Source organism: Aquibacillus koreensis, assembly GCF_025154055.1.
GTDB classification, from domain to species: Bacteria; Bacillota; Bacilli; order Bacillales; family Amphibacillaceae; genus Aquibacillus_C; species Aquibacillus_C koreensis.
Genome location: NZ_JAOALK010000053.1, coordinates 164,943 through 181,160, shown reverse-complemented (window position 1 = coordinate 181,160; position 16,218 = coordinate 164,943). Strand labels below are relative to the sequence as shown.

Here is a 16,218-nt window from a genome sequence, read left to right as displayed (position 1 = left end):
GGTGTTGACGCACTTCTCTTTTAATATATACCCAATTATACATAAAATTATACTGAATATCTAGACATAAATTCAATGTGTGCTAGTGTTTAGAGATCCATAAGTGCCAGTGCCATTTAATTTAATTACTGGTGCCAGTCACCACCCGTAATGAAGCAATCATTATTGCACTGGCATCAAGTCTAGTTCTTTTAAATTATAACCCTCCAACGCTAGACCAAAGGTTAGGATAGGTTACTTTTTCTCATTACTTATAGTAATTGCTAGTTCCTGTCACCAAATATATTTCACACCTAAAATGGTAACTCATAATCATCTATTGATTTACTATGTTGTTTTGTTTGCTTGGTATCTGGAAGAAGATAATCTTTATCGGAACTATCAGAAACAATTTCGTCACACTTAGGGCAATTAATAAACACGTCATTTAGATGAAAGCCTACATATCCATGTGTCACTTCTTGTATTGCAAAAATTGTTTCCCACTCTATCTCAAATTCATAATTACATGCCTTGCAAAACAATACACAATTACCGAAATCTTCCTTTGTTGCTTCACTTTTTTTATTCTTCATTTTCCTTTTTTGCTTTCCCATAATAAAACACCTTTCTGACTTCCCTTGTACCACCCGTATTAGATTTTGTAACTAAGTAGTATAGTGAGCGGTTGATCCTCTCTCTGGTAGAAGGGAGATGGTAGGATGACGACATTTGCAGCATTAAGTCTAGTTGCTCGATTTTGTATAGCTTTAATAGCTACTTTAACATTTGTTGTGACTATTGTCGTCTTTCTAAACAAAAGAAATAGCCGCTCACTACCAAGATAACGGCTACTTCTTTGTATAGAATCATAAATTTTGGTCATCCGCTCTTCATGCGGCATGTAGTTACTTTCTAGCTGGGTGTTATCGCACTCAGCTATTCTTAATTATTATTAATTATATCCAATAATACTTATTGTTACATATATACAAAGGTTGTATTTTGGAATATATATGTACTTACACTAGCGTTGCATTTGATTGCCAGTGCCTGTCACCACCCGTAAAATAGCGGATTTTGTCGAAGAATGATAGATTTGTAATGATAGTTTTGATATGTGAGAGATAGTCTAATAGACGTTGTAACTATATTAATTTCTGGTGCCTTGCATCACTCGTAAAGTGTTGTAATATGTGGAACGGTTGGTGGCAGGTATTTTTGGATGTATTGAATCATAGGTGCCAGCAACAACCACCATTATATTGATGAAAGTTGTTATTTAGTTGATAATTTGTACATTGGCCACCATATGATCAATGGTGAGCATGCGGGTGAACTCATATATTCCATTTATGCTGGTGGTGAGAGGTTTTTTAGCATTATCCCTATCACTTCAATCGCTGAAGCGGCAATAGTTCATGAAAGCAAGGGTTATTCTTAAGGGTTTGAATAAAGGTGCCGTTTTCAATGATCACATCTAAAGGTATGTAGCAATGCTGATGCATAATTGTATAGCTATAATCCAGAAAGACTTTATCCCCATATCTAAAGTATTCTCTACATCTTCCACATCGCACACGGTTTATACCATCCATTTTACAATACTCCTTTCCATAGTAAACGATCAATCTGATCTATCAGATTGATCGTTTAAGTAAGATAAATTCCTGGTGCCTGTCATCACCCGTAAATTAACGAAATTTGTCGAGCGGTTGGTGATTTTTAGGGTTGTTATGCTCATTGTTGAACTATCGTATTAGAGCTATTTATAATTATCAAGCATACTTCTGAATTTCATGAAAATGAAAAGACAATAGTAGTATTTTGTGGAGGTCTGTTAGTTTAGGTGCGAAAATCCTTCGTACGGATTTATCCTCCCTAAAAATAGAATTTGGTATATAGTCAATGGTTCCTATCCCGAATTTGTCGGTGCCTACTCACCACCCGTGAATTAGTGAGATTTGTCGAACGGTGATAGTTAGGATGAACGGTGGAATTTGATAAACTGAAGTAACAACTGAACTGTTGTGAGGGTGGATGGTTTTGATCTTATTGCTATCGGAAGAACATATTTGAAATCAGGAAAACCACCCTACGCCGTCGCAAGCAAAAAGGGTTGCTCTCGAAAAACTAAAAAATAATTTGACAACGACCACCCTGACGGTAGAGGTTGCAGGGAGAAGTTGCGCACTTCTCTTCTTCGTTGATTGCCGGTGTCTAGTCACCACCCGTGATAAATCCTTAACTAAGTAAAACAGTATGATAGAATAATTTAGTCCAAAACAAAAAAATAACACTAATAAGTATACTATTGAATAGAATGTTTAAAAATTGTCAATTTTGTTTAATAAATAATAATTATTGTCTATTTAAACTGATATTAGTCAAATTTTTTAACGATTTTATTTATATGTTAATTTTTGTGTGATATAATTCTTTGAAAGACATTATAGTATAAGATCCTAGGAGGAAACGATATGTCGAGCACTATCCGAGTTACAAATGTTGAGGTTAAAAATTTAAAAAATGTAAAAAAGGGAAACTTTGGTACAAATTCAACCTTTGATAACCTTGAGATTGCAGATGTAATAGGCTTCTATGGACAAAATGGATCTGGTAAGACGGCAATTGTTGAATCGTTTAATTTGTTAAAGATCTTGTTAGAAACATGGGAATTGCCGAAGTTATCTAAACATTTAATATACTATAATGAGGAATACTTGGAGCTGTCGTTTGACTTAATTATTAAAAACAATCTAGGAGAGTTTTTTGTAAAGTATGATGTTTCAATAGGTAAAGGGAAAGAGAAACTACTTCAGGTGATTAAAGAAAAAGTTTCTTATAGGGAAAATATAAGCAAGAAGCGTTTTAAAGATATTTTTTATAAAGATAATGAAGAGATTGCTATAAGAAATCAAAAGCTGAAGGCAATGAACGAAGATATTAGAGTATCCGTAATGGTGGCGAAACGAATGGCAAATGATAATTGCACTTCGTTCGTTTTTAGAGATGAATTAAGAGAAATATATGATCATTTTTTAAATGAGATAGAAACGGAAATAATGAGCAATCTTCTTGGTGATTTTAATAGAGATTTTCACGTGATTGATCAAACTCAGTCAGGACTCCAAATGGCAAATATTGTTATGCCATTTAACATCCACCTTGAAAATGTGCGTGGAAAAATTCCTTATGAGTTAGGGGATACAATGGTATTACCACCTCAGTTATTTGAAACAATTGAGAAAGTTATTGAGCAAACAAATGTTGTTCTCAAAACGATAATACCTGGTTTGCAAATCAAAATAAGAAAAATCCATCAAGAAAAAATGGATGATGGATTAGATGGTATCCGTTTTGAGTTTTTGTCTAATAAAGAAAACATTGAGCTACCTTTAAGAAGTGAATCGTCTGGTGTTATAAAAATAATTTCAATACTTAGTACGTTAATAGCAGTGTACAATAATCCTAATGCATGTGTAGTTATTGATGAATTAGATGCTGGAATTTTTGAATATTTACTGGGAGAATTATTAGAAGTAATAAGTGAGAATGGGAAAGGGCAATTATTTTTCACATCACATAATTTGAGGATTTTAGAAGTTTTACCTATTCGTAATTTATGGTTTACTACACTAAATGAAGAGGATCGCTATCTTCAACTAAAAGGGGTTAAAAAGTTAAACAATGCACGCGATATTTATTTGCGTGCAGTGCAGCTTGGTGGGCAAGACGAACCTATTTATGGTGAAACAGACTTGTACGACATAAAAAAGTCATTTAGAAAAGCAGGTAAAATAAATGGCGAAAACTAGAAAAAAAGTAGTTCTTTTAATTGTTGAAGGAGAGAGCGACGAAACTTTGCTTATAGATCGTTTAAGGGAGCTATTCAGAGACCATGAAATCCGATTTGAACCTCAACGTGGTGATATCTTGTATGACGCGAGAAAACAAAGGAAACCTATCAAAGAGGTTATTGGGGATACTGTAAAGGAAATAAGACTAAAAAGGAAATTTAAACAGACTGACATCCTTGCTGTTATTCATATTATTGACACAGATGGTTGTTTAATACCGGAAGATAATGTTGTTATAGATAAAGAGCAAGAGGTTTTAACCTATTATCAAAATACTAATATAAGTGTTCAAAGTGGAACACAAATGAATAATATATTAACTCGAAATAATATAAGGGGTAGAAATATTCGTACTATGAATTCTGTAGATACGATTGTTTCTAATAAATATGCCTATCAAATGTTTTACTTTTCGAGGAATTTAGAACATGTAATTTTTAATGAGGCCAATCCTTCTTCAGAAACAAAAGTAGATAATATAGAAGAATTCTTAGAAGAATTAGATTCACCACTAGAAGAATACTTGTCACAATACATGCCAGATATTGAAGCAGGGAGTTATAGAGACCAATATATAGCAAGCTGGACCTTTATTTCAGAAGGGATTAAATCTTTACAACGATCAACAAATGTTCCGCTAATGTTTAATTTTATAGAGTTAAAGTCATCGGAATTATAGTTTGAGATAATTTAGTTGTAATAGAATGAATAACCTATATTAGCTCATTACCTTGAAAAAAACGTGGTGGGCTTTTTTGTTCTTATTCGTTTATCTTAATTTACTGGTGCCTAGTATAGAAAATAGGTTCAATCAATAAAAAAAGACCACCGTTTTCATAGTAAAGATAGAAGGACCTATCACAGAACTTCCAATTTCTTATCCCAACCAAAGGAGTTGAAAACGTTGGTTTACTCATTATCGAACCATATTCAAGGTAAAAATGGAAGTCGATGGGTAAATTTTGTTCGAGAAGAGGAGAAAATTTATGAATGCCGGTGCCTAGTCACCACCCGTAATAAAACCATGTTATTCCTTAGGGATATGGTAGTAGTGAGAGAAAACCCTATCCAGTTGTATGGATAGGGTTATTAGTCATTCATTATACGAATGAGATCATAATGATAAAACCGCTTGTTTCTTTTTCTATTATCCCCATAAACCATGTTTAACTGAACAAGTTCATTTAAGCTCTTCCGTATTGTTACAGGTGCTAAGCTAGTATCGTTTTCAATTTGATGAACGGTTGCAATAGGGTATTTAAAAAGGGCTCCCCAAACTTTTTCTGTTGAGGGTTGCTTTAAGTTCGTTATTCCTTCTTCATACAACCTTTCTGCTTGATCCAACTTATTAAATTGCCGCTCAGCCATACGAATCGTTGCCTGAAGGAAAAAAGTAATCCAACTATTCCAATTAGGTTCGTTTTTATTAATCGCCCGAACACCGTTTAGCATCGCATAATATTTAAACTTTTCTTTCTCCAATTCCTCACTTAGGAAGAAGAATGGGGAGTCAATTAGGTTGGATTGTAACATATATAGTACGATTAAGATTCGGCCTAAACGTCCATTTCCATCTAAGAAAGGGTGAATAGATTCAAACTGTGCATGAATGATTGCTACTTTAATTAGCGGATGCAATTTGTCTTCCGTATCTTCTAAATATGGATGACCGTTCATATATCTTTCTAAATTAGACATATATTCTCCCATAAGTTGTGGTTCAGGAGGAACATAAGAAGCATCTTTCAGTTGCTTGGTTGGTCCAATGAAGTTCTGAATTGTTCTATATTCTCCGGCAGCACTTGTAGAACCACGAGCATCTTTCATTAGTTCCTTGTGCATATCGCGGATTAAACGTTCTGTTAGTGGGTATCCTGTCTGAATGGTTTCAACGCCAAGTTTTAATGCTCTTTGGTAATTTCGAACTTCTACCTTCTCCCAATCTTCTTTCTGCTCAATTTCGTCTTCTAACATCTCACTGAAAGTAACTTGAGTCCCTTCAATTCTTGTAGATTGAACAGATTCATGTAGTGTTAACAATTGTAAAAATGATTCACTAACTAAAGAATAATGAATTTTTTGTTTTAGCTTTTCCAATATGGATGAGGCTTCCACAACTTTTTTATAAAAAGCAAGTTCAGATTCCGCATCAAAGGTTATTGGTAGAAGTGGTAATGCGTATGGTTTCTTCACTTTCGAAACACCTCTTTTAGAATATGTATTAGTATTATTATATTATAAAATGAGTAAAAGTAAACAGTTGTGATATTTTATTATTTAATAATATCGTAATTGGAGATACTAGTCACCTTCCTCAAATCAATATTTCAATTGGTATTTAATTGAAAGTTTAACTTGATGACATTGGATCTAAGTCCAGTGTGAAGTTGGAATGAACAGTTTGATTGCACTTTTTGTAATTAGTATTATGTTGAGAAATCGTTTATAATTGTGATATGGAAATTGACGTAAGAAGCTGAAAAATGTAACAATTAAATTTCCTATAAATGAACATTTAAAATAAGGAGAAGGAGGTGTCCTTCATGAAAATATACGTAAAGAATGATGATGGGAAAATGTATGAAGCATTCAAGATAGATGAAAACACCTATACATTTAGAGCGGAAAATAAAACTTTTGAGCTTTCTCTTACAGAATCTGAAGAGGTTAATGATTTTAGTACATTAACAGAAAAAAAGAAGAAGAACATGACAAAAGCGATTTTTTCGAATGAGGATGTTTTAGAACAATTAAGAGATGCCCAAAAAAATAGAGATAGTGACTTTTCTTATTATAGTGGGGATGAAATCGAATTTGATAAATTGGTAGATGAAATAAACCGTGACAGATAAAGAAATACATTATGAAGTCATCTGGGGGCAAAAGGCTAGAGTGAAATTAGCAGAGATGAAACCATTTAAAATTGATCCCAAGATGGTGTTCCGGAATTCAAAAAGTATTTTATCTGTAAAACCCCATAAAAAAGCTGATGACGTAGCAAATTATCCAGACTTTGAATTCAATGGTTACTATTGGATTTACATCAATAATGTCATATTGGTTTATGACGTACTTGAAGAAGAAAGAAAGGTATTGGTTGATGCTTGTTATTCTGCTTTAACAGGTTTTGCTCTACAAATATTTTATGGTGAACATGATACAGATCCACTATAGATTGCGCAGCACTTCTGTAAGAAGAGGTGTTTTTTTATTGCTAGGTGTCGGTCACCACCCGTAAAATAGCGGATTTTGTCGTAAGTTGGTAGTTTGATAATGATAGTTTTGTTATGTAGAGATAGTATAATAGATTCTTTAACTATATAGCGTGCCGTGGTGGGCGGTTGACCATCTCCTGTTAGAGGGAGGTGGTAACATGACGACTTACGAAGCAATCATTATAGCACTGACATCAAGTCTAGTTCTTCTAAATGGGCTAGCATTCGTAGTTCTAATCGTCAAAGAAATGAGATAAAAGTAACCGTCCAACGCCAGACCAAAGGTTAGGATAGGTTACTTTTTCTCATTACTTATAGTAATTGCTAGTGTCACCACTCGAAAAAACACTTGGGGATAAGGACTAAATATTAGTGGAAGTCAGGAACAAATTTTTACATAAGTTGTTCAGGGTGACACTTCCCAAATATAATTCACGCCTAAAATGGTAACTCATAATCATCTATTGATTTACTATGTTGTTTTGTTTGCTTGGTATCTGGAAGAAGATAATCTTTATCGGAACTATCAGAAACAATTTCGTCACACTTAGGGCAATTGAATTGCCAGTGCCTGTCACCACCCGTAAAATGACAGAATTTGTCGACAGGGTGGTGGCTTTTAAAATTGAAGTCATATGCTCATCGATGAACAAATGGTGCTCTATAGAACCTATGCTTTCTTTCAATAAATTTAAGTTTAAGGTCGTTATTGTCGGATTGTAAGCGTCAAATAGTACTCACATTTTAAGTAATAGTTCAATAACGCGATAATCTACCTAATATTCAGAAAATATAATACTAAATGTATTAGATTAATTTTAAAAAAAGAAAAGTGGCCGTGTGCAGGAAAACTGCGCACGGTTCTGAGAGGGGGGCGGAACACAATCTGCCTAGGGCATAGAGGTTCCCTCCTACTTCGGCCCACCCGTTTTAAATGCAGTCACCACCCGTAATATTTCCGTTTTTAAGATTACCAGACAAATTATTGTATAAGAAGTGGTAATACATGTTCATTTAAAGCGGTTACACCACCTGATATAGTGACTAAGGAACTAATATGTGACAATATGTGAAAGAATTTTTTTAGAGAGCTATCATCTGCATGCTCTTTAACTTCATTTATTCGCACCATAAGCATTCCTAGGGATTGTTCTAATGAATCATTTAAATCTTGATTTCCGAATAATTTATAGTTATAAATTGCTGAATCTATATTAGACAAGTTTTTTATAATTGCACTTCTTAACTCTAGTGGGAGTGAACTATTTGATAAATCTTTTTTTAAATCTTCTATTTTTGATATCAATGACTCTAGCTCTTCATTGTTAATTAGATTTTCACCAGCTATATTAGAAACTACAAGCGATATCATTTTTAAAGGTTCTACTTTTTCTTGTGTAATACCTAATTTTGAAATATAAGTATCTATATTTGTAGAAAGAAAACGAGTTAAGATATAATCTAGTGGTTCAAGAAAAATTGGAGAATCATAACCTTCAAGAGATTGTACTTGCTTTTTTGCTCTTTGAATTAAAATTATTATGTCTATTTGTTTTTCTAAAACTAGTGTAAGATTCTCTTCGGTTGGCAACTCAAATGATTCTACTATTATGTCCTTTAACTGTTTGTTGTCATTAATAAAACGATCATCTATAAAACCATTGTTTAAAACATCATAAAGACGTCCAACAAAATTATCCTTTGTAAACTTTTCTGTCATTGTTTGCCTCCAGTTTAATAATAATTTTTTATCCTTTTCAGTCTGCTTAACTTTAACAATGCCCTTTTAAAATGCCTTCAAATTTCATCTGCATCTTCAGGGCGAAGGCGTTTCCACTGTCCTATATTACAAATAATCCTAGTTGTCTATACCGTAATCTTAATTTCTACTTGACGGTCTCACTACCCTTAACTTAAATCCACATGTATTATTATATTTTCGACATTTTTGTTAGCAATTCCTGCAAATTTGAAGAACAGAGTTTTGAAGAACAGAGTTGTACAAATTTCTGATGCCACCACCCGTAAATCGACGGAATTTGTCGATAGGGTAGTGGTTTTTACATCGGGAATATATGCTCAGTCGATGAACAAATGGGTGATCTCAATAACTTAAACTTGAATTGCTGAATTGCTGGTGCCTGGCACCACCCGTAAAATAGCGAAGATTGTCGATGGTTGAAAGTTGGATAATGATAGTTTTGTTGTGAAGGAGATAGTATAATAGATTTTGTAACTACATACCATGGTGGGCGGTTGGCCATCTCCTGGAAGAAGGGAGGTGGTAGGATGACGACATTTGAAGCATTAAGCCTAGTTGCTCAATTCAGTTTAGCTCTAATAGCTACACTTACTTTTGTTGTAACTATTGTCGTCTTTCTATACAAAAAGAAATAGCCGCCCACGACCAAGGTAACGGCTACTTCTTTGTATATTTCTCATAATTTGGTCAGCCGCTCTTCATGCGGCATGTAGTTATTACTAAGCTGGGTGTAGACGCACTCAGCTTTTCTTATTGTATATTAATTATAACGAATAATACATATTGTTGCAAATATGCAAAGGTTGTATTTTAGAATATAAATGAAATTAAATAAGAGGAAATAATAACATAGTTCAGGGAGAGGTTTGACATGCTTCTCCTGTTTTTTGTTATTGGAAGGATTTAGTGTGAAACAGGAAAACAGGAACACGAGGCTCATAGATTAAACATTTATGGATAGTATAGAATCAGCTTTTATAGTGATTTATATCGTGAAAATTCAACTTTTTGCTTTTCGACTACCTCAACGTTTTTTGCTATTTTATATGTATCTATCGAAAAGAGCGTATAGTATGGGAGGTAGTTTTATGGCAACGATTGTTTCAAGTATTGGATTGAAAGGCTTAGAGGGATACCGTGTCCATGTGGAAGTACAATTAATGCCAGGTGTAGAGGGGGTGAGTATCGTAGGTTTGCCAAATGCTTCTGTGAAAGAGTCTAAGGATCGGGTGATGTCGGCACTTTATGCAAATGATTGTCAAATACCGGATAAGAAGGTGATTATTAATCTTTCCCCAGCAGAACAACAGAAGAATAGCCCGATTTTTGATTTGGCGATGGCTATTGGTGCAATGTACGAGGCGGGGGTGATTCAAGATAAAATTCCTAAAGGAGCAGCTTTTCTTGGTGTGCTGTCTCTGGATGGATCAATCAAACCTGTTGGTGGGATGTTACCGGCCGTGTTAGCTGCAAAAAATGAAGGGTTTTCTATTTTGTATCTTCCTTGGATGGAAGATTTCCCTTTAAGCCGTTTAGGTGGAATGGAGTTACGTTTTGTTCGTACGCTTCGTGAGGTAATTGAGTCTTTTTCAGGACAACTATCGGTGTTCAATCCTTCTATTATATCTTCCAATATTGCTGAAGAACCAACAAGTAGTGATTATAAGAGAGATTTTAAACATATTCTTGGCCACGAAAAAGCAAAAAGAGCGCTAGAGATTGCTGCTGCAGGTGGGCATAATGTATTGATGTCTGGTCCGCCTGGTTGTGGGAAGAGTTTACTTGCTGAAACATTTTCATCGATTTTACCTAAGCTAACGGAAGATGCTAGGTATGAAGTGATGAGTATTTATCAGTTGTCCGGACTACCGAATAAAGCGTTCCACATTGCTCCTTTTCGCAATCCCCATCATTCTTCTTCTGCGGTTTCTCTCATTGGGGGAGGGTCTAATCCTAAGCCTGGTGAAGTATCCCTTGCTCATCGTGGCGTCCTTTTCCTTGATGAAATGGCTGAATTTCCAAAACGAACACTTGACATGCTTCGGCAACCAATTGAGACGGGGAAGGTAACAATTAGTCGTGCTAGTTCAACAGTGACGTATCCTGCACAGTTTCTTCTTTTAGGTGCCATGAATCCCTGCCCCTGTGGTTATTTAGGCTCGAGGCATTTTTATTGTACATGTTCTCCGAATCAAATTACTGCTTATGCCAATCGCGTTTCCGGACCAATTCAAGATCGGATGGATATCTTACTATACTTACAAGCGGTTGCGTTAAATAAGGAAACAATGGAAGGTAACGAAGAATCTGAAGTAATCAGAGGAAGAGTTACCAAGGCGAGAGAAAGACAATATGCCAGATACGGAGCTGAAATATTAAATGCCAACGTATCACAAGAGTGGATTCTAGAGCATGTCAAGCTCAGTTCAGACCAACAGAAAATGGTTCAACAGTGGTCTACCCAATATAATTGGAGCACGCGTGTGCAAATGAAGGTGTTACGAATTGCTCGAACAATCGCGGATTTACAAGATGTTCATGCAATTTCCAATGAATCACTATGGGAAGCAATGACATTGCGCCGAACGGTTAAAAGTAAAGAGCAAAAAACGCCATTAGCGAGGTGAGTTATGGCACGGAAGAAAAGAATTTGGATTCCGGATTATTTTTATCATGTTGTATGTCGAGGCAATCACCGGGAAGCCTTATTTAAAGAGGAAGAAGACTTTGAGACATTTCTTTATATTTTGGAACAAGTGAACAAGCGGCATCCATTCGAACTAGCAGCTTTTTGTCTCATGACGAATCACTTTCATTTGCAAATTCGCTCACAGAAACAAGAGATCTCTAAAGTAATGGCACTTGTGAATCGCCGTTATGCAAGTTATTTCAATATGAAGTATTTCCTGTCTGGACACCTTTTTGAAAAACGATATTATGACAAGATCATCCCTAATGAACAAGGCATGTTAGAAGTTAGTCGCTATATCCATCTAAATCCACTAGAAGCAGGAATGGTGAAAAGGCCAGAAGACTACAGGTGGAGTAGCTTTCGAAGCTATCAAGGAAATACAACGCCTGACTATCGGTTTTTGAGACAAGCGATTTTATTGGATTATTTTTCAGGTTCGAGACTTGAGAAGCGGAGGAAGTATGGGGAGTTTGTGAGAGGTGGTTAGTGAAGACTTAAAAATAGGTTTGTACACGAAGAAAGGAAATTGAAACGAGAGGGAGTAACGATCATGGGGGGAGGGATATAACTATATGTAAACTAAATTTTCTGGTGCCTAGTATAGAAAATAGGTTAAATAAATACAAAAAGACCACCGTTTTCATAGTAAAATAGAAGTACCTATCACAAAACTTCCAATTACTTATCCCAACCAAAGGAGTTGAAAACGGTGGTTTATAAAGCTTTTTCTGCTCTTAAAGTACTATTACTTATCATTTTAACCCAGTGCACATATACTTGCCGTTTTGTGTATCAAAGTACAATAAGTTTAACAGGTTCCTCTAATTCTGAAGATCCAAAAGAGCATGCTCCGCTACTGTCTTTGATGTGAAGTGGACCTAAATATTTCTTGGGCTTCATAAAATCTATTGGGCACTTTATTTACGCTTCCTCATACATACTTCCATGTATATCTACAATTATTTTTGTCTTTATAACGGGTGCTTGTTCAATAAAAGTGCGTTGATCGAAGTATATGCTGAAAGAGTTCTTTTTAAAGAATTCACTTATTGTTTGTTGGTTTTCTGCATAACTCCCAGTCATTTCTCCATAGATATGGATATAATCGCCTTCATTTAAATTTGTTATGTTAGGGAAAAGGATAAGTGCTTCATCCCCATAATAATCTTCATAAGAAGCATCATGATTAGTAGATAGGGTCAAAATTGTTCTTCCATTATTCTCTTGAATGTTATAAATTCTGCCGTAAAAATGGACTATACTTCCTTTATAGCTACCAGGTCGCTTTTGTAATTCTTTGTAATCTGACTCCATAGCGTGTTCAAAGTATAAATTTCTTTCTATCGTTTTAATCTGATCTTGAGCTTCTACATACCTCTGAGATTCTTTACTAACCCTCTTCAACTCTTTGATGGCTAGATCTGGATTTCCCTCATTCAAAAATTCTGAAGCTTGAACGAAATAATCGTTTTCATCAGCTTCCTTAATTTCTTTGCCTTGTTTAATGTCTTTCTTCTCATTTGCTATTTGCTGATCTGAGCCATTTAAACTAATACTCTCCGTCTTGACTTGAGCGTCTTCAAAAAGAGTGATTTTTGATATACCATCTTCTATAGTCTTAGCAACCTTATCAAAACTGCCAGAGAAAACTGTTAAATATGATGGTAAAACTAAAAGTAAAAAAACTGTACCCGTTGCGACTACTGTTTGGAAAATAGCTGAATGCCAATCCGTTTTAGATAAGCGCTTAAATGATTGAGGTTTAACTAAAATTGAAAATATAATTCCGCTAACAACTCCCCCTAGATAAGTGGGTAACGTGAAACTTGGTGTAACAAATGTAAAAGTGATAATGCCTATAATAATAATCCAAATGGCCAGTTTGTTTTCTGACATGACCATCCGATTTCTTTTGATTAAGAGTCCTACATGCAAACCTATTAACCCATACAGACTTACTGATGCCCCACCCAATACCGTATCTAATGAAGAAGTTAAAAGAAAAATCCCTCCAATAATACCTGTGATCATAAATAATAAAGGAAATTTAACAGAACCATAAATACGTTCTAATGGAGGAGCTAGTACCAATATGCCTAAAAGATTTACTATAAGATATAACGTTCCTCCCATTTGCACAAAGATATAAGATGCTAACCTAAACCATTGGTCTATAGCGCTCTCGCCTGTTTGTATAGCACCAAAACGCAAGGCAGTGTTATGGTCATTTGAACCATTTCCCCAAAAATTAGCTGCCACTTCCATAACAATAATCACCAAAATAAACAAGGTAACAGAAGGGAAACGACGGACAAAGGATTTTAGTTTATTCCTATTAAATATGGAGGACATTGTTCCAATCCTAGAAAATTCATTACGCTTTAAATGTTTTTTTATTTCTTCTTCTATAAAAAATTCAATTTTATTATCGCTAAACTTACTAAAATTGTTAGGAGACCTTAATTCCAATAACACTTTTTCCTTAAAGCTAATTAAGATTGAATGATTGAGTTCGCCAGTTTTTTCAAAATTTTTCTTAATAAAATTTAGTGAATTTGGATTAGCTATAATCAACTTTCTTATTTCACTTCTTGCTTTCTTTTCCGTATTGCTTGTCATTGGTTCTAATCTGAAAATTGCCCTCATGCTCTTATTTCTCTCGTGAAATGACTTTGAGTTATCTCTTTCGGTTATATTTCCGTCTAATTTACGGCTATCCTTTGTACCATTCTTAATCCTATTAAAAATTAGTAGTTGTAGATATCTTAAATATGCAGTACGAATCTTAAAGGAATGTATAACTGATATTATCCATGACAGTATTAAAATTGCTAGCCAAGTATCGGTTGTAGGAGCAAAGAAGAATACAAGTAAAATAGATAAATAGAAAATTCCATAAATCTTCCACCTATGATTTTTAGCCGTATACCCTACATACAAGAAAGCAAGAAAACTTGTTAATCCGAAAGGGAATAAAGTTAATAGTATCCACCAACTATTTAAAAATCTCCAAGATTTAGTCCCCATTGTGAAAGCCTTTAACATATGTATTCACTCCAGTATATTTACAGCTTGATAGCATTTTTATAGGTAAATAATAGAAATACATCCTAAATTATACCACTTTGAACTTGTTTTGAAATAAAAAAATTACACTTACAGTTCATTAATATATCCTTCTACTTTTACTGAAGTCTGATCATGTAATAGTAATATGATGACGATAGTGCTGGTGCCGCGGAAATGCTGTTGCCTGTATAGAAAATAGGTTCAATAAATACAAAAAGACCACCATTTTCATAATAAAATAGAAGTACCTATCACAGAACTTCCAATTACTTATCCCAACCAAAGGAGATGAAAACGGTGGTTTATTCATTATTAAACCATATTTAAGGTAAAATGGAAGTCGATGGGCAAATTTTGAACGAGAAGATGGAGGAGAAAATCTATTAATCGTAGCTGTAAATGCAGGAATTACACAAAAAGATTTAATCTGTACATTTTATGGAGACATTCTAGTTCGACCATTTGAGTTTGAGTCATCGATTACTGAATTCGAAAGTGACTTGAATAATGACACCTCCGCATTTAGTATAGAGGCAATTGTTACAGATGACACTAACTAAACGTAAAAAAGCTCTTCTCATAGGAGAAGAGCTTTTAATGTTTACTTACGCTTTTTTAACATTTGCTGCTTGTGGTCCACGGTTACCTTCTTCAATTTCAAAAGTAACTGCTTGACCTTCATCTAATGATTTGAAACCGTCGCCTTGGATTGCTGAGAAATGTACGAATACGTCATCTCCACCTTCAACCTCGATAAAACCGAAACCTTTGTCTGCGTTAAACCATTTTACTGTACCGTTACTCATAAGAAAATTCCTCCATGTGTGCTTTATAGCACGAATATTACTTTTGGGTTCAAGATAATAATTCAAGACGATGATAATCACTAAAAAGCTAATACACAAATATCTTGTTTTGCTAAAACGAACATCAATAAGTTAATTTTATTATAACATGTATTAGAAATATAGATAGGGTTTTTAATAATATTTATTAAAAAGAAGCATGGGGACGGTTACACGTGACCATGAAATTGCTCGTGCCAGTAACCACCTTTAAATAGCGAATTTTGTCGTGAATTGAAAGGTAGATAAAGATAGTTTTATTATGAGGGCTATATAGCGAGGTGGGCAGTTGACCATCTCCCATTAGAAGGGAGGTGGTAACATGACGACTTACAAAGCAATCATTATAGCACTGACATCAAGCCTAGTTCTTCTAAATGGGCTGGCATTCGTAGTTCTAATCGTCAAAGAAATGAGAAAAAAGTAACCGTCCAACGCCCGACCAAAGGTTAGGATAGGTTACTTTTTCTAGATACTTATCTAATTGTTGGTCAGCCGCTCTTCGTGCCGCATGTAGTTATTACTTGGAGGCGCACCCAGCTTTTCTTAATGTAAATTAATTATATCCAATAGTACATATTGTTGCAAATATGCAACGGTTGTATTTTGGAATATAAATGTACTTAGAATAAGGGGAAATTATAACATAGTTCAGGGAGAGGTTTATCATGCTTCTCCTTTTTTGTAATCGGAAGAATTTAGTGTGAATATTTTCAGAGAAGACTAGGTCCTGCCACGAGGGTAGCGAATGTTTACGGTGCTGTTTTGGAAAAATTTAAAATTTTCTAATAAAAAT

13 protein-coding genes are annotated in these 16,218 nt (G+C 34.6%); 8 read left to right on the top strand and 5 right to left on the bottom strand.

All coding sequences use genetic code 11. The features are described from left to right. Positions 1 to 293: 293 nt before the first annotated feature. Complete coding sequence (locus tag NYQ66_RS15600; protein WP_259870706.1) at positions 294 to 596, bottom strand: hypothetical protein; 303 nt, start codon at positions 594 to 596, stop codon at positions 294 to 296. Between the two features lie 105 nt (positions 597 to 701). Between NYQ66_RS15600 and NYQ66_RS15595 the strand changes: the two genes are divergently transcribed. From NYQ66_RS15595 to NYQ66_RS15585, 3 genes are all read left to right on the top strand, one after another. After that, positions 702 to 827, top strand: coding sequence for a putative holin-like toxin (locus NYQ66_RS15595; RefSeq protein WP_259870705.1), 126 nt, complete (start codon positions 702 to 704; stop codon positions 825 to 827). A gap of 1,632 nt (positions 828 to 2,459) precedes the next feature. Further along, positions 2,460 to 3,797 carry an ATP-binding protein gene (locus tag NYQ66_RS15590; RefSeq protein ID WP_259870703.1) on the top strand — a complete coding sequence of 446 codons (1,338 nt, stop codon included), beginning with the start codon at positions 2,460 to 2,462 and terminating at the stop codon, positions 3,795 to 3,797. Continuing rightward, positions 3,784 to 4,518 (top strand): hypothetical protein, encoded by a 735-nt coding sequence (locus tag NYQ66_RS15585; protein WP_259870701.1) that lies wholly within the window; start codon positions 3,784 to 3,786, stop codon positions 4,516 to 4,518. The genes NYQ66_RS15590 and NYQ66_RS15585 overlap by 14 nt, the downstream gene beginning before the upstream one ends. Before the next feature lie 410 nt (positions 4,519 to 4,928). On the opposite strand, the gene NYQ66_RS15580 is transcribed toward NYQ66_RS15585, so the two are convergent. Beyond that, the gene (locus tag NYQ66_RS15580) at positions 4,929 to 6,032 is read right to left on the bottom strand and encodes a Fic family protein (RefSeq protein ID WP_259870699.1); all 1,104 of its coding nucleotides are present in this window, start codon (positions 6,030 to 6,032) and stop codon (positions 4,929 to 4,931) included. Between the two features lie 350 nt (positions 6,033 to 6,382). On the opposite strand from NYQ66_RS15580, the gene NYQ66_RS15575 reads away from it, so the two are divergent. Then, complete coding sequence (locus NYQ66_RS15575) at positions 6,383 to 6,691, top strand: hypothetical protein (RefSeq protein ID WP_259870697.1); 309 nt, start codon at positions 6,383 to 6,385, stop codon at positions 6,689 to 6,691. After that, positions 6,681 to 7,013, top strand: a complete 333-nt coding sequence (locus NYQ66_RS15570; RefSeq protein ID WP_259870695.1) for a hypothetical protein — start codon at positions 6,681 to 6,683, stop codon at positions 7,011 to 7,013. Before NYQ66_RS15575 ends, NYQ66_RS15570 begins: the two co-directional genes overlap by 11 nt. Positions 7,014 to 8,036: 1,023 nt before the next feature. On the opposite strand, the gene NYQ66_RS15565 is transcribed toward NYQ66_RS15570, so the two are convergent. Then, positions 8,037 to 8,774, bottom strand: a complete 738-nt coding sequence (locus NYQ66_RS15565; RefSeq protein WP_259870694.1) for a hypothetical protein — start codon at positions 8,772 to 8,774, stop codon at positions 8,037 to 8,039. A gap of 569 nt (positions 8,775 to 9,343) precedes the next feature. On the opposite strand from NYQ66_RS15565, the gene NYQ66_RS15560 reads away from it, so the two are divergent. The 3 genes from NYQ66_RS15560 to NYQ66_RS15550 all read left to right on the top strand — a co-directional run bounded on the left by NYQ66_RS15560 (position 9,344) and on the right by NYQ66_RS15550 (position 11,995). Continuing rightward, positions 9,344 to 9,451, top strand: coding sequence for a putative holin-like toxin (locus tag NYQ66_RS15560; RefSeq protein WP_259870693.1), 108 nt, complete (start codon positions 9,344 to 9,346; stop codon positions 9,449 to 9,451). Positions 9,452 to 9,904: 453 nt separating this feature from the next. Then, positions 9,905 to 11,443, top strand: coding sequence for a YifB family Mg chelatase-like AAA ATPase (locus NYQ66_RS15555; protein WP_259870692.1), 1,539 nt, complete (start codon positions 9,905 to 9,907; stop codon positions 11,441 to 11,443). Positions 11,444 to 11,446: 3 nt separating this feature from the next. After that, positions 11,447 to 11,995, top strand: a complete 549-nt coding sequence (locus NYQ66_RS15550; protein ID WP_259870691.1) for an REP-associated tyrosine transposase — start codon at positions 11,447 to 11,449, stop codon at positions 11,993 to 11,995. 434 nt (positions 11,996 to 12,429) lie between these two features. Here the strand turns inward: NYQ66_RS15550 and NYQ66_RS15545 are convergent, their stop codons facing one another. Together NYQ66_RS15545 and cspD are read right to left on the bottom strand one after the other, a co-directional pair. After that, positions 12,430 to 14,553 carry a rhomboid family intramembrane serine protease gene (locus tag NYQ66_RS15545; protein ID WP_259870690.1) on the bottom strand — a complete coding sequence of 708 codons (2,124 nt, stop codon included), beginning with the start codon at positions 14,551 to 14,553 and terminating at the stop codon, positions 12,430 to 12,432. A 629-nt stretch (positions 14,554 to 15,182) separates the two neighbouring features. Continuing rightward, entirely contained in the window at positions 15,183 to 15,383 is a 201-nt protein-coding gene (cspD, locus tag NYQ66_RS15540) for a cold-shock protein CspD (RefSeq protein WP_259870689.1), read from the bottom strand. Positions 15,384 to 16,218 lie beyond the last annotated feature (835 nt).

Excerpts from the sequence above, each read along its gene's own strand:
- NYQ66_RS15600 (WP_259870706.1), bottom strand. The coding sequence starts at position 596 with ATGGGAAAGCAAAAAAGGAAAATGAAGAATAAAAAAAGTGAAGCAACA.
- NYQ66_RS15595 (WP_259870705.1), top strand. The coding sequence starts at position 702 with ATGACGACATTTGCAGCATTAAGTCTAGTTGCTCGATTTTGTATAGCT.
- NYQ66_RS15590 (WP_259870703.1), top strand. The coding sequence starts at position 2,460 with ATGTCGAGCACTATCCGAGTTACAAATGTTGAGGTTAAAAATTTAAAA.
- NYQ66_RS15585 (WP_259870701.1), top strand. The coding sequence starts at position 3,784 with ATGGCGAAAACTAGAAAAAAAGTAGTTCTTTTAATTGTTGAAGGAGAG.
- NYQ66_RS15575 (WP_259870697.1), top strand. The coding sequence starts at position 6,383 with ATGAAAATATACGTAAAGAATGATGATGGGAAAATGTATGAAGCATTC.
- NYQ66_RS15565 (WP_259870694.1), bottom strand. The coding sequence starts at position 8,774 with ATGACAGAAAAGTTTACAAAGGATAATTTTGTTGGACGTCTTTATGAT.
- NYQ66_RS15560 (WP_259870693.1), top strand. The coding sequence starts at position 9,344 with ATGACGACATTTGAAGCATTAAGCCTAGTTGCTCAATTCAGTTTAGCT.
- NYQ66_RS15555 (WP_259870692.1), top strand. The coding sequence starts at position 9,905 with ATGGCAACGATTGTTTCAAGTATTGGATTGAAAGGCTTAGAGGGATAC.
- NYQ66_RS15550 (WP_259870691.1), top strand. The coding sequence starts at position 11,447 with ATGGCACGGAAGAAAAGAATTTGGATTCCGGATTATTTTTATCATGTT.
- NYQ66_RS15545 (WP_259870690.1), bottom strand. The coding sequence starts at position 14,553 with ATGTTAAAGGCTTTCACAATGGGGACTAAATCTTGGAGATTTTTAAAT.
- cspD (WP_259870689.1), bottom strand. The coding sequence starts at position 15,383 with ATGAGTAACGGTACAGTAAAATGGTTTAACGCAGACAAAGGTTTCGGT.